Consider the following 19,305-nt stretch of genomic DNA (forward strand, 5'->3'; position numbering starts at 1 on the left):
CCTGACAGGGCCGCCGGCCCGCCGACGGCGGGGGGAGACACCCGGACTTTATCCCTTTCCGACAACATCCAAGAAACCCATTTCATCGATTTCACCCCCCATTCCCGCCACGGGGTGAAATTCATTCTTAAATCATTCCCAAAGCCCTGCCCAACCGCGAGCCAGCGGCGGAGAAACGCCGAGGTGGCGGGCTCCCACCGGGGGAGCCCGCCACCTCGGCGGTCAGGTCAGGCCACGGCTCAGGCCGGCGTCACCGTCGCGTCCACCCAGCGCCGGTCGGACGTCGTCACCCGGTGCACCTCGCCGGTGATCCGCAGCGTGTGCCGCGCCGCGCCGGCACCGGCCGGCGACGGCGCCCCGTCCGCCGACGCCTTCGCGTCGTCGGTGTCCGCGATCCCCTCGGCGACCACCTTGACGACGCTCTCGCCGGCGTGCGCGCCCACCCAGACCTCGACGTCGCCGGGTTCGACGATCCGCACGAGCTCCCGGTCCGAGAACGCGAACCGCTGCGTCGGCACCTCGAAGGCCACCTCGGCCGAGGCGCCCGGCTCGAGCGTCACGCGCCGGTAGCCGAGCAGCTGCACGGTCGGCCGCGTGACGGAGGCCACGACGTCGTGCCCGTACAGCTGCACGACGTCGGCCCCGGCCACGGCCCCCGTGTTCGTGACGCGAACAACGGCCCGGAACGACCCGCCCGCCGCCACCTCGGCGTCGACCGACACGAGCTCCCGCTCGAAGCTCGTGTACGACAGCCCGAACCCGAAGTGCCGCGCGGGCGTCGGGTCGGTGCTCGTCACCTCGGACGGGCCACCCAGGATCGGGTGCTGGTACGAGTACGGCGAGGCGCCCGTGCTGCGCGGGAGCGAGACCGGCAGCCGGCCGGACGGGTTGACCCGCCCGGTCAGGACGCCGGCGACGGCGGTGCCGCCCTCCTCGCCCGGGAAGAACGCCTGGAGCACGGCCGCGGGCCGCGCGGAACCGGTGCCCGGCTCCGCGGCGTCGTCGTCCAGCGCCCAGCCGATGCTGTACGGACGGCCCGTGAGCAGCACCATCACGACCGGCGTGCCGGTCGCGGCGACCGCCTCGACGAGCTCGCGCTGGACGCCCGGCAGGTCGAGCGACTCGCTGTCGTTGCCCTCGCCGACCGTGCCGCGCCCGAACAGGCCGGCCTGGTCACCGACGACGACGACGGCGACCTCGGCGGCCCCGGCCGCCGCGACGGCGTCCGCGAAACCGGAGGTGTCGTCGCCCTCCACGGCGCAGCCCTCCGCGAACGTGAGTTCCGCGCCGGGCAGCTCACCGCGCAGTGCCTCGAGCACCGAGGGGATCTCGAAACCGATCTCCACACCGGGGTGATGAGCGAGCACATGGTTGGCGAAGGAGTAGCAGCCCATCAGTGCCTCGGGCCGGGCGGCGTTCGGGCCGATGACCGCGATCCGCGGCGTCGCGCCGTCGGCCGTGGTCAGCGGCAGCACGCCGTCGTTCGCCAGCAGCACCACCGACTCCTCGGCGAGGCGCCGGGCGATGTCCCGGTGCCGCGGGGAATCGAGATCGATTTCCACGGGCGGCTCGCCCTCGAAGGCGTCCGCCTCGAGCAGCCCGAGCGACTCCTTCTGCGCGAGCAGGCGGAGCACCGCGCGGTCCACGTACCGCTCGTCGAGCGTCCCCGCGCGCACCTGCTCCGCGAGCGGTTCCAGGTAGGCGTCACCGGACGGCAGCTCGATGTCGACGCCCGCGACCAGCGCCTGCGCCGCGGCCGCTCCGCGGTCCGCGGCGATCCCGTGCATGACCGTGAGGAACGCGACGCCGAAGTAGTCGGCGACGACGACGCCGTCGAAGCCCCACTGCCCGCGCAGCACCTCGGTGAGGTACCGCTGCGAGGAGTGCAGCGGGACGCCGTCGACCTCGTTGTACGCGGCCATGACCGAGCGCACGCCGCCGTCCAGCACCGCCATCTCGAACGGCGGGAGGAAGGTGTCGGCCATCTCGCGCGGGCCCGCGCTCACCGGGGCGTGGTTGCGCCCGGCCTTGGAGCCCGAGTACCCGGCGAAGTGCTTCAGGGTGGCGTGCACGCCGGCGTCCTGCAGCCCGCGCACGTACGACGTGCCGATGGTGCCCACGAGGTACGGGTCCTCGCCGATGCACTCGTCGACGCGTCCCCAGCGGGCGTCACGGATGACATCCAGCACGGGCGCGAGGCCCTGGTGCACGCCCAGCTCGCGCATCGAGTCGCCGATGGCGCCGCCCATCTCGGCCACGAGCCCGGGGTCGAACGAGGCGCCCCAGGCCAGCGGCGTCGGGAACGTCGCGGCCTGCCAGGCGGCGAGGCCCGTGAGACATTCCTCGTGCACCAGCGCGGGGATCCCCAGCCGGGTCTCCCGCTTGAGGCGGCGCTGCTCGTTCCACAGCCAGGCCGCCCGCTCCGCGGGATCGACCGGGCGCGTGCCGTACACCCGGGTGAACTGACCGAGGCCGTGCTTGGTGATCTCGGCGAGCTCGCCCGACCCCTGGCCGGCCGTCATCTCGCCCTGCATGGGCGCGACGACGTTGCCGCCCTGGTCCAGCCAGTAACCGACGATCTGCGCCAGCTTCTCCTCGAGGGTCATCTCGGCGAGCAGGTCCTGCACGCGCTGAGACACCTCGGGCATCGCGGGCAGGGCCGTTTCGAGATCCGTCATCGGACCTGTCCTTTCTGCGTGTGCGGGGAACCTTGGAGGGTGATCGATACGGTTCTCATCAGCCCTTGACGGCACCCTGGAGTCCGTTGACGATCCGTCGCTGCATGGCCAGGAAGAACACCAGCGCGGGGATCATCGCGAGCGACGTGAAGGCGAAGACGCCCGCGGTGTTCACCGAGTGCTCCGTCGAGAAGTCGGCGACGCCCAGCGGCAGCGTCCGCATCTCCGACTGCAGCAGGAGCAGCGGCAGCAGGTAGGCGTTCCACGAGCCGACGAACGCGAGCACGCCCACGGTCACCAGGCCCGGCCCCGACAGCGGGATCAGGATGCGGAAGAAGAAGCCGATGCGGCTCGTCCCGTCGAGCATCGCCGCCTCCTCCAGCTCCTTGGGCAGGGCCATGAGGAACGGGCGCAGGATCACGACCGTCACCGGCAGCGCGAACGCCGCCTGCGGCAGCGCGACGCCGATCCAGGTGTTCGCCAGGCCGAGGTTCTGCGTGACGAGGATGTACAGCGGCACGATGGCGACCGTGGCGGGGAACAGCAGCCCGATCACGAACACCATGAACAGCGCCTCGCGGCCCTTGAACTCGTAGCGGGCCAGCGGGTAGGCCGCCATGACGCCCAGCACCACCACGACGCTGGTGGTGATCAGCGCGATCACCGTCGAGTTCCAGGTGTACTGCCAGAAGTCGGGGCTGGACAGCACGCCCGCGTAGTTGTCGAACACCCACGGAGAGGGCAGCGCGGCGGCGTTCTCGGCGATCTGGGCGTTGGTGCGGAACCCGCCCAGCACGCCGTAGAGCACCGGGCCGAGCGTGACCGCGACGACGACCAGCGCGATGCCGTAGACCATGATGCTGGTCAGGCGCACGGGCGTCTTCCGGCGCCGGCGCGGCGCCGTCGTCGGCGGGAGGGAGAGGTCGTTCAGCGTGTCGGTGCTCATCGGCTCCTCCTCCGTGCGACCCGGGGAACGTCCGACCGGGTGTCCTGGCGCATGATCAGCTGCTGGTACAGGACGGCCATGGTCAGCGCGATGACGAAAAGGATGACCGAGGCCGCGCCGGCCGTCCCGAAGTTGTTGCGCTCCGTGCCCTCCGTGATGAGGAAGGTCGCCATCGTGCTCGTCGCGTTGGCGGGGCCGCCGCGCGTGAGGATCCACACCATGTCGAAGAGCTGGAGCGAGCCGATCATGGAGAGGAAGGCCCAGGTGCGCAGCGTGGGGCCGAGCAGCGGGATGGCGATGCGGCGCTGGACCTGCCACCACGAGGCGCCGTCGAGCTTCGCGGCCTCGTAGAGCTCCTCCGGCACGCCCTGCAGGCCGGCCAGGAAGAGGATGACGGCAAGGCCCAGGTACTTCCAGGTCAGGACGACCATCACGGTACCGAGGGCCAGCTCGCTGTCGCCGAGCCAGCCCTGTTCCGGGGTCGGGAGCCCGATCGCGGCGGAGATCGCGTCCAGGACGCCGTACTCCGGGACCAGCAGCTGCGCCCAGATGACACCGGCGACGACCTCGGCCAGCACGTACGGGACGAAGATGATGGTGCGCAGGATGCCCTGCCCCCACATCTCGCGGTTCAGCAGCAGCGCGATGGCGAGCCCGAGCGGGAGCTGGATCGCGATCGACAGCACCACGACGATCAGGTTGTGCACGAGCGCCTCGGTGAAGGCCTCGCTGGTGAGCACCGTGACGTAGTTCTTGAGGCCGACGAAGTCGACCAGGGGGCCGATGCCCTTCCACTTGTACACCGACATCTGCACGGCGGTGGCCATCGGCACGAGCACGAACATCAGGAAGAGCAGCAGGGCAGGCGCCACGAAGAACACGATCTCGAGGCGCTTGCGAAGTTGCGAGCGCGCGCCGCGACGCCGGCCGCCACCGGGCCCCGCCGCTCGTGCCGTGGTGGCACGAGCGGCGGGACCCGGTGCGGGGGACGTCGCAGGCGAGGCGGCCACAGGGGTGGTCACGTCGTCTGCCACGTCGATCACTCCGCTTCCGCGGCCTGCTGGATGGCGTCGACGATGTCCTGCGGTTCGGCCTGGCCGTCGAACATCTTCACGATCTCCTGGTTCATCGGCTCACCGATGGACTGGCCCAGGCGCGTGTCGAGGTAGAGCTGCGTGTTGCCGCCGGCGTCACGAACCTCGATCAGGCCCTTCAGGGCCTCGTTCTTCAGCGAGCCGGTCGCCGCCGGGTTGGTCGGCAGGCCCATGTCGAGCTCGGCGAAACCGATCTGCACGTCGTCCGACAGCAGGTACTTGGCGAAGTCGACCGCGGCGTCGGGCGCGCCGGCCGAGACGGCCCAGGCGTCACCGCCACCCATCTGGTCGGCCGGCTCGCCGGCCTGGCCGTCGAACGTCGGGAAGGCGAACCAGTCCAGGAACTCCGGGACCTGGCCGTCCTCGCGCAGACCGCCCGCGACGCCCGGCTCCCAGTGACCGGCCAGCTCCATGCCGACCTTCTCGGTCGCGAGCAGGCCCGACGCACCCTCGAGGCTCTGGGCGTCCGTGGCCATGTAGCCCTTGTTGAACGGCTCCTTCTCGATGATGCCCTGCAGGTCCTCACCGGCCTTGACGAAGCACGGGTCCGAGTAGTCCTTCGACTCGATGGCCGCCTCGACGGTCTCGAACGCGCACTCGCGGACGACCGAGTAGTACCAGTAGTGGGCCGCGGGCCACAGGTCCTTCGCGCCCACCGACAGCGGCGTGATGCCGGCCTTGTCGAGGGCCTCGACGTACCCGTAGAACTCCTCGATGGTCGGGTTCGGCGAGACCTCGTCGATCCCGGCCTCCGCGAAGAGATCCGTGTTGTACCAGAAGCCGACGATGCCCATCGTGTAGGGCAGGGCATAGACCTTGCCCTCGACCTCGTACTGGCCGGCGAACGCCGAGATCTTCTCGATCTCCTCGGCCGCGTCCGTCGTGAGGTCGCGGACGACGCCGCCCTCGACGTCGTTCAGCAGCTCGCCGCCGCCCCGGCTCATGTACACGTCGGGGATCTGCTCGTCGTCACCGGACTGGAACGCGGCCTGGAGCTTGGTCAGCATGTCCTCGTGCGCCATGGCGCTGACCTCGACCTTGACACCGTTCTCCGCCTCGAAGTCGGCGGCGAGCTTGTCGTAGTACTCCTTGCCCTCGCCGGTGTTCGAGTTGTGCCACCAGGTAATGGTCTTCGCGTCGGCGTTTTCCTCGTTGCCGCCGCCACCACCGGCCTGGCCTGCACATGCGGTCGCGACGAGCGCGACGGCCGAGCCGAGTGCGAGAGCGGCTGCGCTTCGCTTCATCCTCGTCATCGTGGAACCCCTTGGTCTGGTCTTCATCGACTGGTTGACAGTAAAAGCCTGTCACCGAGGACTGTGGCAGGCGACACAACGTTTCGTCAAACGTTTTCGATAACGATTTCAGAACAGCAGGCCCCGGAGGACGCATATCCGGGACCAAGGTAGTGTCTCCTTCGTGCAGAGCAGTACCAATTTTCCAGGCAGACCTGGATCCGAGCAAGTAGACGACGCGTCGACATCGATGTCGACGCCCCCGGACGCGCCCGAGGGCGAGCGCCTGAACAGGGCGGGCGGCCCCGGCAGCCCCGGATCCGGCGCGGGCGAGCCCGCTGTCGTCCGGCCCGGCCGGGTGACGATCACCGATGTCGCGCGCGCCGCGGGGGTCTCCGTCGCGACGGTCTCCAAGGTGGTCAACGGGCGGTACGGCGTCGCGCAGGCGACGGCGAGCCGCGTCCTGGAGGTGGTGGACCAGCTCGGGTACGAGTCCTCCCTGGTGGCCCGGAGCCTGCGGCGCCGGCGCACCAACGTGATCGGGGTGCTCGTCGCCGAGTTCGAGCCGTTCAGCACCGAGCTGCTCAAGGCCATCTCCAAGGCGGTCGAGGGCACCGGCTACGAGCTCCTGGCCTACTCCGGCGGCGGCGACACCTCGGACCGCGTGGGCTGGGAACGGCGCTCGCTCTCCCGGCTCGGCGGCACGCTGATCGACGGCGCCGTGATCGTGACGCCCACGGTCCAGGTCCCGATGAACGAGAGCGTGCCCGTCGTCGCCATCGACCCGCACACGGGCCCGACGGGCCCCGCGACGGTCGACTCCGACAGCCTCGCGGGCGCGCGCCTGGCCACCGAGCACCTCATCAAGCTGGGCCACACCCGGATCGGCCACCTCGGCGGACGCCGCGACCTGGAGTCGGCACGCCTGCGCGAGCTCGGCTACCGCCAGGCGATGAGCGACGCCGGGCTCACCGTCGACCCGAGCCTGGTCCTCACCGGCGGGTACCGCCCGGACCTCTCGGACCGCCCGGCGCACGAACTCCTGGACCGCCCCGACCGGCCCACCGCCGTCTTCGCCGCCAACGACCTCTCCGCCCTGCACGTCGTCGAGGTCGCCCAGGAGCTGGGACTGCGCGTGCCGGAGGACCTCTCGGTGGTCGGGTACGACGACGTCCCGGAGGCGGCAGCCGCCCAGCCGCCGCTCACCACGGTCGCGCAGCCGCTGCACGAGATGGGCGCGGAGGCGCTGCGCATGGTCATCGCGCTGATCGACAGCGAGGCCCCGCGCACCGGCCACCACACCCGCCTGCCCACCCGGCTGGTGGAGCGGGCGAGCACGGCGCCGCCGCGCGCGGGCTGAGCCGGGAGCATCAGCGCAAACGCGTGAGATACGTCACAACTCGCGCGCCATCTCCAGCTCCGGCCCCATCTTGCCCGTGAACGCGATGCCGGTCGGCACGAAGCCCTGCCGCCGGTACGCGCCCTGGGCGCGCGGGTTGTCGCGGTGCACCAGCAGCCGCGCCCGGTCGAGCCCGCCCTCGCGGGCCCACCCGAGCGCCGCGTCGAACAGCCCGTCGATCACGCCGCTGCCCCGGTGCTCCGGCCGGAGGTACACGCCCACGACGTGCGCGCCGTCGTGCTCGATCGTCCGGCCCTCGAAATCCTGCTGCCCGGCGCGCTCGATCAGCGTGACCGTGGTCCCGGCCCACTCGCCGTCGCCGGCCACGGCGACGAACTGCCGCGCGACCGCCTCGGGCCCGAAGTCCACCGACGACGTCCGGGCGCGCTCGCGCCAGAACTCGTCGGAGTACGCGGACTCCTCCTCGTGGGTGGACAAGAAGGCGAGCGGCGCCATCTCGTCCTGCAGGGCGTACATGCGCAGGTCACGGATCTCGCGCCACTCGGCGGCACGGACGGGCCGGATCTCGTAGGACATGCGGAAATCGTCGCACGACGGCGGGGCCGCCCCGGCCACCCTGACCGGCGTCGCAGCCGGCCTCACGGCCGGCATCGCCACCGGCGTCGCGGCCCGCGGATCGCCCGCGCCGGCCCGGCCTCGCTACCGCAGCCGCAGCTCCTGGATCGCCGTCGCCGCAGCACGGGCCAGCTCCGGATCGGTCGTCTCGTAGCCGGAGGCGCCACCGCCACCCGGCCCGCCGTCGTCGGACACCAGACGCCGCGCGCTGAGGTGGATCGCGTCGACGCCCGCGGCCGCGAGCGCCGGGATGTCCTCGACGCCGACGCCGCCGCCCGCCATGATCTCGATGCCGACGTCCGCGCTGTGCGTGGCAAGCTCGGCGAGCCGTGCGGCGCCGTCGGCCGCTCGCGCGGCCCCGCCCGAGGTCAGGACCCGCGTGACGCCCAGCTCCGCGAGCAGGTCGAGGGCCGCGAGCGGATCGGGGACGACGTCGAACGCGCGGTGGAACGTGACCTCGGCGTCGGCGGCGGCCGCGACGAGCGCCCGCACGGCGTCGTCGTCCACCGTGCCGTCCTTCCGCAGCGCGCCGACGACGACGCCGTCCGCTCCCGCGTCGACGGCGAGGACCGTCTCGCGCGCCATGAGGTCGCGTTCGTCGCGGGAGTGGACGAAGCCGCCCGCGCGCGGGCGGATCAGCACGTGCACCTCCAGGAGCGGGGCGCCCGCGGCCTCCGGGACCACGGCGGCGGCGTCGATCGCCGCCTCCACGAGCGCGGCACTGGGGGTCAGGCCGCCGCAGGCCCCGAGCGCGGAGCACAGCTCGACCCGCCGGGCGCCGACGTCGGACGCGATGCGCGCGCCGGCGATGTCCTGGACGGCGAGTTCCAGGGAGATGTCGTTCACCGCTGCAGGCTACCGGTGAACCGGGCTCGCACGGGGTACAGGACTTTCACTAAGCTCCGGCACATGACCGTCGACCCCAGTGCGATCCTCCAGGGCCGCCCGCCCGGCCGCGCACCCGCCGGGGTGATCGTGGCCATCGCGTTCTCGTCCCTGTGCCTCATCCTCGTCCTCGCGTTCGACGCCATGACCGGTGGCGCCTCGTTCGTCGTCGGGATGATGCTCGCGCTGCTGCCGCTGGGGATCTGGCTGCCGGTCATCCTCGCGCTGGACCGGATGGAGCCCGAGCCCAAGAGCGCGCTGGTGCTCGCGTTCCTGTGGGGCGCCGGGGTGGCCGCGCTGATCGCGATGGTGCTGAACACCCTGAACTTCATCGTGATCACCGACCAGCTCGTCAGCGCCGACGACGGCTGGTACTGGACGGCGGTGGTCGGGGCGCCGATCGTGGAGGAGATCCTCAAGGGCTTCGTGCTGTTCGGCATGCTCTGGTGGCACCGCCACGAGCTCAACGGGGTCACCGACGGGATCATCTACGCCTCGATGGTCGGGCTCGGGTTCGCGGCGACCGAGAACATCTCGTACTTCATCGACGCGGCCCAGGTGGACCAGCTCGGGATCGTGTTCCTCCTGCGCGCGGTGGTCGCGCCGCTGCTGCACCCGCTGTGCACCGCCATGACGGGGATCGGCGTCGCGGTCGCGGCGCTGAGCCGGCCCGGGGCGCTGCGCTTCGCGGCGCCGCTGATCGGGCTGACCGGCGCGATCGCCCTGCACAGCCTGTGGAACGCCGCGTCGTCGCGCGGCCTGCCCGGCCTCGGCACGGCGTATCTCATCGGCCTCGTCGTGATGGTCGTGCTGTTCGTCGTGGTGCGGCGGGAACGACGCCGCCTGGTGGGGCTGATCCTGCACTACCTGCCCAAGTACATCCCGACCGGCGTGGTGGCCATGGTCGACGTGCAGATGCTGAGCTCGCTCAAGGCCCGCAAGGCGGCGCGCGAGTGGGCGTCGGCGCGCGGCGGCCGGGCGTCGGCCGAGGCCATGCGCGAGTACCAGCAGGCCGCCACGGAACTCGCGCTGCTGCACGAGCGCGCGGAGCACGCCGCGGCGGAACCCGTCGAGCTGGAGAACCAGCGCCAGGCCCTCCTGTGGGTCATGCAGCGCGCCCGCGGGACGTTCCTCCCGGGCGGCGGCACGGCCCGCCTCCCCTGGGCGAGCAGCACGGCCTGAGCCGGGCGAGCACGGCCCGAGCGGGCGAGCAGCACGGCCTGAACCGACAGCACCACCTGAGCCTCCGCGGCAGGGCCCAGGAGCGCGGGGCGGACCCTTCACGGGCAAAGGGTCCGCCGCGCGCCGGGCGAGCCGTCTCGATCAGCCGCGCAGTTCCCGGTACTTCTTGATGAGGGACGCCGTCGAGGCGTCCTGGGCGGCCAGCGCGGCCTCGTCGCCGGCGACCGCCGGGGCGATCTCCAGGGCCAGCTTCTTGCCCAGCTCCACGCCCCACTGGTCGAACGAGTCGATGCCCCAGATCGCGCCCTGCACGAACGTGATGTGCTCGTAGAGCGCCACGAGCTGGCCCAGCACCGAGGGGGTGAGGGCGGGCGCGAGGATCGACGTCGTCGGCCGGTTGCCGGAGAACACGCGCGCGGACACGAGCTCCTCGGCCGTGCCCTCGGCACGGACCTCGTCCGCCGTCCTGCCGAACGCAAGCGCCTTGGTCTGCGCGAAGAAGTTCGCGAGGAACAGCCCGTGCACGTCCGCGCCGGCCTCGACCGCCTTGCCGTCGCCCACCGGGTCCGTCAGGCCGTACGCGGGCTGCGCCACGGCGATGAAGTCCGCGGGGATGAGCCGCGTGCCCTGATGGATGAGCTGGTAGAACGCGTGCTGGCCGTTGGTGCCGGGCTCGCCCCAGAACACCTCGCCGGTGTCGCTGGTGACGGGCGTACCGTCCGCGCGCACCGACTTGCCGTTCGACTCCATGGTGAGCTGCTGCAGGTACGCCGGGAACCGGTGCAGCTGCTGCGCGTACGGCAGGACGGCGTGCGTGTGGGCGCCGCGGAAGTTCGTGTACCAGACGTTCAGCAGGCCCATCAGCACCGGCACGTTCGAGGCGAGGGGCGCGGTGGCGAAGTGCCGGTCCATCGCGTGGAAGCCCGCGAGCAGCTCGGCGAACCGCTCCGGCCCGATCGCGATCGCGAGCGACGCGCCGATCGCCGAGTCCATGGAGTACCGGCCGCCCACCCAGTCCCAGAAGCCGAACGCGTTCCGCGGGTCGATCCCGAAGGCGGCCACCTTGTCCAGCGCCGTCGACACCGCGACGAAGTGCTTCGCGACGGCGTCCGCGCGGCCCTGCTCCGTGTCCTCGACGGCGCCCGCCTCGGCGAGCGACCGCCACAGCCAGTCGCGCGCGAGCCGCGCGTTGGTGAGGGTCTCCAGCGTCCCGAACGTCTTGGACGCGACGATGAACAGCGTGGTGGCGGGGTCGAGGTCCGCCGTCTTCTGCGCGACGTCGGTCGGGTCGATGTTCGAGACGAACCGGCACTCCAGCCCTTCGGCGACGTAGGGCGCCAGCGCCTCGTACGCCATGACCGGCCCGAGGTCCGAGCCGCCGATCCCGATGTTCACGATCGTGCGGACCCGCTGCCCGGTCACACCGGTCCACTCGCCCGACCGCACCTTCTCCGCGAACGCGTAGACCTTGGCCAGCTCGGTCTGCACGTCCGAGTCGATGTCCTGCCCGTCCACGTGCAGCGCCGGGCCGGCGCCGGCCGGGCGCCGCAGGGCGGTGTGCAGCACGGCGCGGTCCTCGGTCACGTTGATGTGCTGCCCGGCGTACATCGCGTCGCGGCGCGCGGCGACGCCGGTCTGCTCGGCGAGCGCCACGAGCGCGGCGGCGACGTCGTCGGTGAGCAGGTTCTTGGAGAGGTCGACGTGCAGGTCCGCGGCCTGGAAGGCGAAGCGCCCGGCGCGTCCCGGGTCGTTCGCGAACCAGCCCCGCAGGTCGGGTTCGAGAGCGTCGGAGAGCCGCGTGAGGTCCGCCCAGGCGGAGGTCGTGGTGGCGTCGACAGGCTGCTGTGCAAGCTCGGTGCGCATGAGGACAAACCTACTGTCCGGCACCGATCGGCGACCCCTCGGTCCGCCCCGGCCTGTGGACAACCGCGCCCGCGCCGGTCAGCGCAGGAATTCCTCGACCTCGGGCGTCGCCGGGCTGCTCCGGAGGACTTCCGGCGCGGCGAGCTGGAGGAGCCTGCCGGCCGACATGACGCCCACGCGGTCCGCGACCGTGAAGGCCTCCTCGTGGTCGTGGGTGACGAACAGCGCCGTCGTCCCGGTTTCCCTCAGGACGTCGCGGACGTCCGCGGCGAGGCGTTCCCGCAGGCGGCGATCCAGCGCGGACAGCGGCTCGTCGAGCAGCAGCAGGCGCGGCCGCGGCGCGAGCGCGCGAGCCAGCGCGACGCGCTGGCGTTCGCCGCCGGACAGGTTCGCGACGCGGCGCCGCCCGAAGCCCGCGAGGCTCACCAGGTCCAGCAGCTCCGTGACCCGCGCGGCCCGTTCCGCGCGCGGCACGTGCTGCGCCTCGAGCCCGTAGGCGACGTTCCGTTCCACGTTCCGGTGCGGGAAGAGCTGCCCGTCCTGGAACATCAGCCCGAACTGCCGTCGATGCACCAGCACTCCCGCCAGGTCGGCGTCGTCCCACGTCACCGTGCCCTGGGCGAGCGGCTCCAGGCCGGCCACGGCCCGTAGCAGCGACGACTTGCCGCATCCGCTGGGCCCGAGCAGCGCGACGATCTCGCCCTTCGCCACGTCGAGCGACACGTGATCGACGGCGGTCGTGAGGGCGCGGCCCCGCCGCGCGCCGCGGTCCCGCTTCTCGTACCGCACGACGACGTCGGACACCCCGAGTCCGCGCGCCGCCCCGCGGCCTGGAACGGCCGCGCCGCCGGACGTCCCCGGATCCGGCGCGCTGCCACCCTGCTGCCCCGGGGCGCCATCGAGGGGCGCCTCCGCGGCAGCACCGGCCCGCTCCTTCTCCTCCATCAGAACTCCCCTCCGCCGTCGTCGCCGCGCAGGCGCTCGGCCAGCATCATGACCGTGGCCGTGACCACGGCCAGCACCACCGACGCCGCGAGCGCCATCCCGTAGTTCTCCGCCCCGGGCCGGCCGATGAGCCGGAAGATCACGACGGGCAGCGTGTCGGCGTCGGGCCGCACCAGGAACGACGTCGCGCCGAACTCCCCCAGCGAGACCGCGAAGGCGAAGCCGATCGCCAGCCCGAGCGACCGGGCCGCGAGCGGCAGGTCCACCGTGCGCAGCACCGCGCCGGGGCTCGCCCCGAGCGTCCCGGCGACCTCGCGCAGGCGCGGGTCGATCGCACGCAGCACCGGCAGGACCGTGCGGACCACGAGCGGCACCGCGACCACGGACTGCGCGATCGGCACGAGCGCAGCCGAGGTGCGCAGGTCGTACTGGATCCCGAGCGGCTGGTCGAGCGTGACGAGGAAGCCGAACCCCACGGTCACCGCCGACACCCCGAGGGGCAGCATGAACAGCCCGTCGAGCAGGGACACCGCGCGCCGCGCGCCGGGAGCGCGCGGCCTGCGGGACCCGATCAGGGCGACCAGCCCGCCCACGACGACCGCGATCCCGCACGCCCACGCGGCCGTGCTCAGGGAGTTCCCGAGCGCCTCCCACACGGTCACGGTGAGCGCGTCCCGCTCGCCGGTGGTCCCCAGCGCGACGTAGTTGGCGAGCCCGAACGCGCCGTCGGGCCCCTGGAAGGAGCGCAGCGCGAGCCCGCCGAGCGGCAGCAGGATCAGCCCGCCGACGACGACGGCGGTGATCGACACCACGGCCGCGTCCCCCGGCGAGCGGCGCAGCGGCCGGGCCGCCGACCGCTCACCGACCAGGTGCAACGCCTGCTCGCGCCGGCTCCGGCCGCGCGCGGCGAGCGCGAGCGCGACGGAGACCACGACGAGCTGGAGGATCGACAGCACGGCCGCCGAGCGCAGGTCGAGGAAGTCCTTGGTACGCGACCAGATCTCCGTCTCGACGGTCCCGTACCGCGGCCCGCCCAGCACCATGACGACGCCGAACGCCGTCGCGCAGAACAGGAACACGACCGACGCCGCCGAGATGATCGCGGGCGCGAGCGCGGGCAGCGTCACCGTCCGCCACACCCGCGCGGGCGCCGCCCCGAGCGCGGCGGCCGCCTCGGCGGCCCGCGGGTCGAGCCGCTCCCACAGCCCGCCCACCGTGCGCACCACGACGGCGAGGTTGAAGAAGACGAGCGCGACGACGATCCCGCCCAGCGTCTCCTCCAGGCCGAGGAACCCCAGCACGCCGCCGGACACGAACAGGTTGCGGAACGCGACGCCCACCACCACGGTGGGCAGCACGAACGGCACGGTGACGAGCCCGCGCAGGAACGTGCGCCCCGGGAACGTCCGCCGGTACAGCAGGAACGCCACCGGCAGCCCCGCGGCCACCGAGATCACGGTCCCGAGCGCGGACTGCGCGAGGGTCAGCCCGACCAGCCGCCACGTCCGCGGCCGGGACAGGACCTCGGTGAAGCCGCTCAGGTCCAGCGCGCCGTCGGCGACGAAGCCGCGCGCGACGAGAGCCGCGACGGGCCAGGCGAAGAACAGCCCCAGGAAGAGCAGCGGAACCAGGACCGCCGCGCCCCAGCAGGCCGCCACGACGAGCTGCCGGCCGGTGACGGACCCGGCGGTGCCGTCCCGGCCGGCGAGCGCGCGGGAGCCGCCCGGGTCCGGGACCTCGCGCGGCTTCCGCACGCTCATCGGCCGGAACCTCAGCCCAGCACGATCGACGTCCACGCCTCGATCCAGGCGTCCCGGTTCTCCGCGATCTCCTCGGGAGCGACCTGGTGCGGGTCCTCCGCGAGCGGTGCGTGCTCGACCCACTCCGCCGGCAGCTCGACGTCGTCGTCCGCGGGGTACATGTACATCGACCCGGGCAGGTCCGCCTGGACCTGTTCGCCGAGCAGGAAGTCCACGAACTTCTGCGCGCCCTCCGGGTTCGCGGCGCCCTCGAGCACCCCGGCGTACTCCTCCTGCCGGAAGCAGGTGTCGAGCAGCGCGGTGGTGGTCGACTCGCCGTCGTCGGTCACGGTCGAGGCCGGCGACGTCGAGTAGGACAGCACCAGCGGCCGGTCCCCCTTGCCCTCGGACCCGGAGAAGTCCACGAAGTACGCGTCCTCCCAGGAGTCGACGACCTTCACGTCGTTCTCGACGAGCGCGCCCCAGTAGTCGCCGAACCCGGACTCCCCGTACGCGCCCACGGTCGCCAGCAGGAACGCCAGCCCCGGGGACGACGACGCCGGGTTCGTCACGACCAGCAGCCCCTGGTACCGCGGGTCGGCCAGGTCGTCGAGGGTCTCCGGGACCGGGAGGTTCTGCTCCCGGAACCACGCCTTGTCCGCGTTGACGCAGACGTCGCCCTTGTCGACGGGCCGGAGGTCGCCGTCGATCACCCCCGCGTCCGTGACGCGCGACGCGAAGGTGTTGTCGACGCCGAACACGACGTCGCCGAGCGGCGCGCCCCGGGTCAGCACCAGCTCGTTGGCGAGCGCCCCGGCGTCGCCCGCCTTGTTCACCTCGACGGTGAACCCGCTCTCCTTCTCGAAGTCCTCGACGAGGCCCTCGCTCAGCACGAAGGAGTCGTGGGTGACGAGCCGGACGGTGTCCGGCGACGCCGGCGCGTCCGGCTCGGCCTCGCCGTCGGGCTGACTGGTGCAGCCCGCGAGCAGGACTGCCGCCCCGGCCGCGGCCGTGAGGACGGCGAGCGCACGGTTTCGGCGCAACACGAACATGGTCGTTCCTTTCGACTTCCTCCACCGGTGCTAACCGGGTCAGGTTCAAGGGTCTGCGGCGGTCCGCACTCTCAGCTCCGCGGTTTTCTGCCTGCGGCGCTCCCCTGTCGGGTTTCGCAGCAGCGTACCTCTGCTGTCGGACACCGAAGCCGCTACGGTAGGTATGTGACCGACAATGAGACGGAACCGACACTTGCGGTGAAGATCGGCACGATCGCGCTGACCTTCGCCGCCGGCTGGGTCGCCCAGAAGGCCCTGGCCCTGGTGTGGAAGCAGGTGACCGGCAAGGACGCGCCCAACAAGCCGGACGACCCGGAGCTCGACCTGGTCCAGGCGACCGTCTTCGCCGCCGTCGCCGCGGGCACGGCGATGTTCGCGAAGCGCATGGCCGCCAAGGGCGCGCACCGCGCCGCGGCCCGCATCGCCGCACGGTCCGCGGCGAGGTCGGCCGCGTAGTAGCCAGCCGGGTCACCGGGCGGAGCCGGTCCCCCGATCCGGCTTACGCTGGGCGCGTGACCTTCACGCATCTCGACGACCGCGGGCAGGCCCGCATGGTCGACGTCACCGCCAAGCAGCCGACCGTACGATCCGCGACGGCGACGGGCCACGTGTCCTGCTCGCCCGCCGTCGTCGCCGCCCTGCGCTCGGGCGACGTCCCCAAGGGCGACGTGCTGGCCGTCGCCCGCATCGCGGGCATCGCGGGCGCCAAGCGCACCGCGGAGCTGCTGCCGCTCGCCCACGTCATCGGGGTCCACGGCGCCGTCGTCGACCTCGAGGTGACCGACGACGGCGTCGACGTCACCGCCACCGTCCGTACCGCGGACCGCACCGGCGTGGAGATGGAGGCGCTGACGGCGGTCGCCGTGGCGGGCCTCGCGGTCGTGGACATGGTCAAGGGCCTCGACAAGTCCGTCTCGCTCGCGGACGTCCGCCTGATCGCGAAGACGGGCGGCAAGTCGGGCGACTGGTACCGCCCGGACACGCCGGCGCCGGAGCTCGCGGAGCCGCAGCCGATCGCGCCGGTCGTCCCGCGGCAGGACACTCCCGGGCCGGGCCTCCCGGGGCCGGACGCGACCGGTCCGGTGAGCCCGGCATGATCCACGTCCGCTACTTCGCGGGTGCCCGCGAGGCCGCGGGCCTCGCCGCGGAAGACGTTCCCGGCCCGACGACGCCGGCGGCGCTCCGCGCCGCGCTGGCCGCGGCTCACGGGCAGGCCCTGGCCGACGTCCTGCCCAGGTGCGTGCTCCTGGTCGCGGGCGCCCGGACGACGTCGGACGACGCCCCGGTCCCGGACGGCGTCACGGTCGACGTCCTGCCCCCGTTCGCGGGCGGCTGACCGCTACCGCGCCTGGTCCGGTTCCTGTTCCTGGGTGGGCTCGGGGGCCTCGTGGTCGCCTCCGGCCAGCTGGTCCCGGATGTGGGGCCAGAGGGGGAGCACCACCGAGGCGCCGTCGCGCACGCCGCCCGTGGAGCCGGGGAGGTTGACGACCAGGGCGCTCTGCTCGGCGTCGGAGGTCCTGACGATGCCGGCCAGGCCCCGGGAGAGAACCGCCGTGGGGACGCCGGAGCTCGCGCCGTGGGCACGGATCGCCTCGGCGATCCCCGGGAGCTCGGCCACGAGGAGCTCGCGCGTGCCCTCGGGCGTCAGGTCGCGCGGGGTGACGCCCGTGCCGCCCGTCGTGAGGATCAGGCGGGCGCCGCGGGCGAGGGCGTGCCGGATCGCCCCGCGGACGGGGATGACGCCGTCGGACACCGTCAGCGTGACGACGTCCTCGATCCCCTGCTCGGCCAGGAGGGCCGTGAGCAGGGGACCGGAGCGGTCCTCCGCCTCGCCGCGGGCGCAGCGGTCGGACACGGTGATGACTGCGGCGCGGTCCGTGTTCACGGACCCACCATAGGGTGCGCGGCCGGAGTCAGGCGGGATCCGCGGCCCGGACGGGCGCGAGATCGTCGTCGGCCGGGTCCCGCGTCGTGCCGTCGGCCGGGTCCTCGGCCTGGGCGAGGGCCTCGGCCTTGTTCGCGCGGTGCGCGCGCACCGACCATGCGACCGCCGCCGCCCAGCCGGCCCAGATGAGCACGTAGACGGGGATCTTCACGGCGTCGGGCGCGGCGATCCAGTCGCTGTCGAGCAGGGTGCGCGAGTTGGTCAGGACGATGACGCCGCCCACGAGCGAACCGAGCACGCGCGGCGGGACGTGGCGCACGAGCCAGGCCGCGATCGGCGCGGCGATGAGGCCACCGAGGAGCAGCGCGACCACCCAGGCGCCGTCGATGCCCTCACCCGCGAGGCCGATGAAGAAGCCGGTGCTCGCCGCGATCGCGACCAGGAACTCGGAGGTGTCGACCGTACCGATCACCTTGCGCGGCTCCATCCGGCCGCTCGCCAGGAGCGCGGGGGTCCCGACGGGGCCCCAGCCACCGCCACCGGTGGCATCCATGAAGCCGCCGACGAGGCCGAGGGGGGTGAGGAAGCGCTTGCGCAGCGGCTTCTCCGAGCGAGCCGGCAGGCCCTGCACGGTGAAGCGGAGCAGCACGTAGAGCCCGAGGCCCAGCAGGATCAGGGACATGACGGGCTTGGCGACCTCGGTCGAGAGCGTCGACAGGAACGTCGCGCCCGCGAACGCGCCGACCGCGCCGGGAAGACCGATCTTCAGGACGACCTTCCAGTCCACGTTGCCGAACCGCCAGTGCGAGGCGCCCGACGCCAGCGTCGTGCCGATCTCCGCGAGATGCACCGTGGCCGAGGCGGCCGCGGGATTCGTGCCGATGGCGAGCAGCAGGGTCGTCGACGTGACGCCGTAGGCCATGCCGAGGCTGCCGTCGACCAGCTGGGCGCCGAGGCCGACCAAGGCCAACAGGATCAGGGTTCTCATGTGCGGTCTCCGCTTCCAGGGGCTGGGGGCGCCCCTCCGCCCGGAGAGTATCCTAGTATTCCGGTGGGTTTCAAGCACTTTCCATCTGTCGGGATTTCCCTCGCATCGGTGCTGCTCATGGAAGCGTTGTGCGTAACCCGCAGATCCCGATGGACAATGCGGTTATGAGGATCTCCGCTCGAGCCGACTACGCAGTACGAGCCGCCGCAGAACTGGCTGCCTCCGACCAGGACGGGCCGGTACGCGCCGAGGCGCTCGCCACCGCGCAGTCCATCCCGTATCGCTTCCTGGAGGGGATCCTCAGTGACCTGCGGCGGGACGGCATCGTGGTGAGCCAGCGCGGTGCCGGCGGCGGGTACCGGCTCGCGCGGCCGGCCACCCAGGTGACGATCGCCGACGTGATCCGGGCCGTCGACGGCCCGCTCGTGTTCGTGCGCGGCACGCGGCCCTCGGACCTGGAGTACCAGGGGGCTGCCGCGCCGCTGCTTCGCGTGTGGGTGGCGCTGCGCGCGAACGTACGCATGGTGCTGGAAGAGGTGACGCTCGCGGACCTCGTGACCGACGGGCTGCCGGAGCAGGTCCGCCTGCTGGTGCAGAGCGAAGAGGCGTGGGAGAACGCGTGACGGGCGAGGTCGCCCTCGGCCGGTGTCGGCCGGCATCCGGCCGGAGAACGGAAGAAGCCCCCGGGCCGGGTGGCTCGGGGGCTTGTCGGGTGTTGAAACGGGAGAGCCCCGCAGCCTGGTGGCTGCGGGGTTCTCGACCAGAAGAAGTCCGGCGGCGTCCTACTCTCCCACCCCCTCACAAGGGCAGTACCATCGGCGCTGTAGGGCTGAGCTTCCGG

The 19,305-nt window shown here is 72.6% G+C and carries 17 protein-coding genes and 1 pseudogene; 6 read left to right on the forward strand and 12 right to left on the reverse strand.

Going from position 1 to position 19,305, the window contains the following annotated elements:
- Positions 1-239: 239 nt before the first annotated feature.
- From ABD208_RS20215 to ABD208_RS20230, 4 genes are read right to left on the reverse strand one after another with little or no spacing between them, the layout of a single operon-like run.
- Positions 240-2,678 carry a beta-xylosidase/alpha-l-arabinosidase gene (locus ABD208_RS20215; RefSeq protein WP_344106586.1) on the reverse strand — a complete coding sequence of 813 codons (2,439 nt, stop codon included), beginning with the start codon at positions 2,676-2,678 and terminating at the stop codon, positions 240-242.
- A 58-nt stretch (positions 2,679-2,736) separates the two neighbouring features.
- Positions 2,737-3,624 (reverse strand): carbohydrate ABC transporter permease, encoded by an 888-nt coding sequence (locus ABD208_RS20220; protein ID WP_425561141.1) that lies wholly within the window; start codon positions 3,622-3,624, stop codon positions 2,737-2,739.
- On the reverse strand, positions 3,621-4,658 hold the full coding sequence (locus tag ABD208_RS20225) for a carbohydrate ABC transporter permease (RefSeq protein WP_344106618.1): 1,038 nt from the start codon (positions 4,656-4,658) through the stop codon (positions 3,621-3,623). Before ABD208_RS20225 ends, ABD208_RS20220 begins: the two co-directional genes overlap by 4 nt.
- A 5-nt stretch (positions 4,659-4,663) precedes the next feature.
- Positions 4,664-5,962, reverse strand: coding sequence for an ABC transporter substrate-binding protein (locus tag ABD208_RS20230; RefSeq protein ID WP_344106588.1), 1,299 nt, complete (start codon positions 5,960-5,962; stop codon positions 4,664-4,666).
- A gap of 238 nt (positions 5,963-6,200) precedes the next feature.
- Here ABD208_RS20230 and ABD208_RS20235 point away from each other — a divergent pair, with 238 nt between their 5' ends.
- Complete coding sequence (locus ABD208_RS20235) at positions 6,201-7,310, forward strand: LacI family DNA-binding transcriptional regulator (RefSeq protein WP_425561142.1); 1,110 nt, start codon at positions 6,201-6,203, stop codon at positions 7,308-7,310.
- Positions 7,311-7,343: 33 nt separating this feature from the next.
- On the opposite strand, the gene ABD208_RS20240 is transcribed toward ABD208_RS20235, so the two are convergent.
- Both ABD208_RS20240 and ABD208_RS20245 read right to left on the reverse strand, forming a co-directional pair.
- Positions 7,344-7,886 carry a GNAT family N-acetyltransferase gene (locus tag ABD208_RS20240; RefSeq protein ID WP_344106590.1) on the reverse strand — a complete coding sequence of 181 codons (543 nt, stop codon included), beginning with the start codon at positions 7,884-7,886 and terminating at the stop codon, positions 7,344-7,346.
- A gap of 123 nt (positions 7,887-8,009) precedes the next feature.
- The gene (locus ABD208_RS20245; protein WP_344106592.1) at positions 8,010-8,771 is read right to left on the reverse strand and encodes a copper homeostasis protein CutC; all 762 of its coding nucleotides are present in this window, start codon (positions 8,769-8,771) and stop codon (positions 8,010-8,012) included.
- A 63-nt stretch (positions 8,772-8,834) separates the two neighbouring features.
- On the opposite strand from ABD208_RS20245, the gene ABD208_RS20250 reads away from it, so the two are divergent.
- Positions 8,835-9,992 carry a PrsW family intramembrane metalloprotease gene (locus ABD208_RS20250; RefSeq protein ID WP_344106594.1) on the forward strand — a complete coding sequence of 386 codons (1,158 nt, stop codon included), beginning with the start codon at positions 8,835-8,837 and terminating at the stop codon, positions 9,990-9,992.
- 141 nt (positions 9,993-10,133) lie between these two features.
- Here the strand turns inward: ABD208_RS20250 and pgi are convergent, their stop codons facing one another.
- From pgi to ABD208_RS20270, 4 genes are all read right to left on the reverse strand, one after another.
- A complete protein-coding gene (gene pgi / locus ABD208_RS20255; RefSeq protein WP_344106596.1) occupies positions 10,134-11,855 on the reverse strand; it encodes a glucose-6-phosphate isomerase in 1,722 nt (573 codons plus the stop codon).
- A 78-nt stretch (positions 11,856-11,933) separates the two neighbouring features.
- The gene (locus tag ABD208_RS20260) at positions 11,934-12,800 is read right to left on the reverse strand and encodes an ABC transporter ATP-binding protein (protein WP_425561143.1); all 867 of its coding nucleotides are present in this window, start codon (positions 12,798-12,800) and stop codon (positions 11,934-11,936) included.
- On the reverse strand, positions 12,800-14,560 hold the full coding sequence (locus ABD208_RS20265) for an ABC transporter permease (protein ID WP_344106598.1): 1,761 nt from the start codon (positions 14,558-14,560) through the stop codon (positions 12,800-12,802). Before ABD208_RS20265 ends, ABD208_RS20260 begins: the two co-directional genes overlap by 1 nt.
- Positions 14,561-14,571: 11 nt before the next feature.
- A complete protein-coding gene (locus ABD208_RS20270; RefSeq protein WP_344106600.1) occupies positions 14,572-15,591 on the reverse strand; it encodes a thiamine ABC transporter substrate-binding protein in 1,020 nt (339 codons plus the stop codon).
- 165 nt (positions 15,592-15,756) lie between these two features.
- On the opposite strand from ABD208_RS20270, the gene ABD208_RS20275 reads away from it, so the two are divergent.
- From ABD208_RS20275 to ABD208_RS20285, 3 genes and pseudogenes are all read left to right on the forward strand, one after another.
- The gene (locus tag ABD208_RS20275) at positions 15,757-16,047 is read left to right on the forward strand and encodes a DUF4235 domain-containing protein (protein WP_344106602.1); all 291 of its coding nucleotides are present in this window, start codon (positions 15,757-15,759) and stop codon (positions 16,045-16,047) included.
- A 56-nt stretch (positions 16,048-16,103) separates the two neighbouring features.
- Positions 16,104-16,571 (forward strand): annotated as a pseudogene (moaC, locus tag ABD208_RS20280) (cyclic pyranopterin monophosphate synthase MoaC); the annotation flags it as partial.
- A 113-nt stretch (positions 16,572-16,684) separates the two neighbouring features.
- On the forward strand, positions 16,685-16,927 hold the full coding sequence (locus tag ABD208_RS20285; protein ID WP_344106604.1) for a MoaD/ThiS family protein: 243 nt from the start codon (positions 16,685-16,687) through the stop codon (positions 16,925-16,927).
- Positions 16,928-16,930: 3 nt separating this feature from the next.
- Here the strand turns inward: ABD208_RS20285 and ABD208_RS20290 are convergent, their stop codons facing one another.
- Together ABD208_RS20290 and ABD208_RS20295 are read right to left on the reverse strand one after the other, a co-directional pair.
- Positions 16,931-17,476, reverse strand: coding sequence for a MogA/MoaB family molybdenum cofactor biosynthesis protein (locus tag ABD208_RS20290; RefSeq protein WP_344106606.1), 546 nt, complete (start codon positions 17,474-17,476; stop codon positions 16,931-16,933).
- Positions 17,477-17,504: 28 nt separating this feature from the next.
- Positions 17,505-18,464, reverse strand: coding sequence for a sulfite exporter TauE/SafE family protein (locus ABD208_RS20295; RefSeq protein WP_344106608.1), 960 nt, complete (start codon positions 18,462-18,464; stop codon positions 17,505-17,507).
- Between the two features lie 164 nt (positions 18,465-18,628).
- Between ABD208_RS20295 and ABD208_RS20300 the strand changes: the two genes are divergently transcribed.
- Positions 18,629-19,087 carry an RrF2 family transcriptional regulator gene (locus tag ABD208_RS20300; protein WP_344106610.1) on the forward strand — a complete coding sequence of 153 codons (459 nt, stop codon included), beginning with the start codon at positions 18,629-18,631 and terminating at the stop codon, positions 19,085-19,087.
- Positions 19,088-19,305 lie beyond the last annotated feature (218 nt).

The organism is Myceligenerans crystallogenes (assembly GCF_039529775.1).
Lineage (GTDB): Bacteria > Actinomycetota > Actinomycetes > Actinomycetales > Cellulomonadaceae > Myceligenerans > Myceligenerans crystallogenes.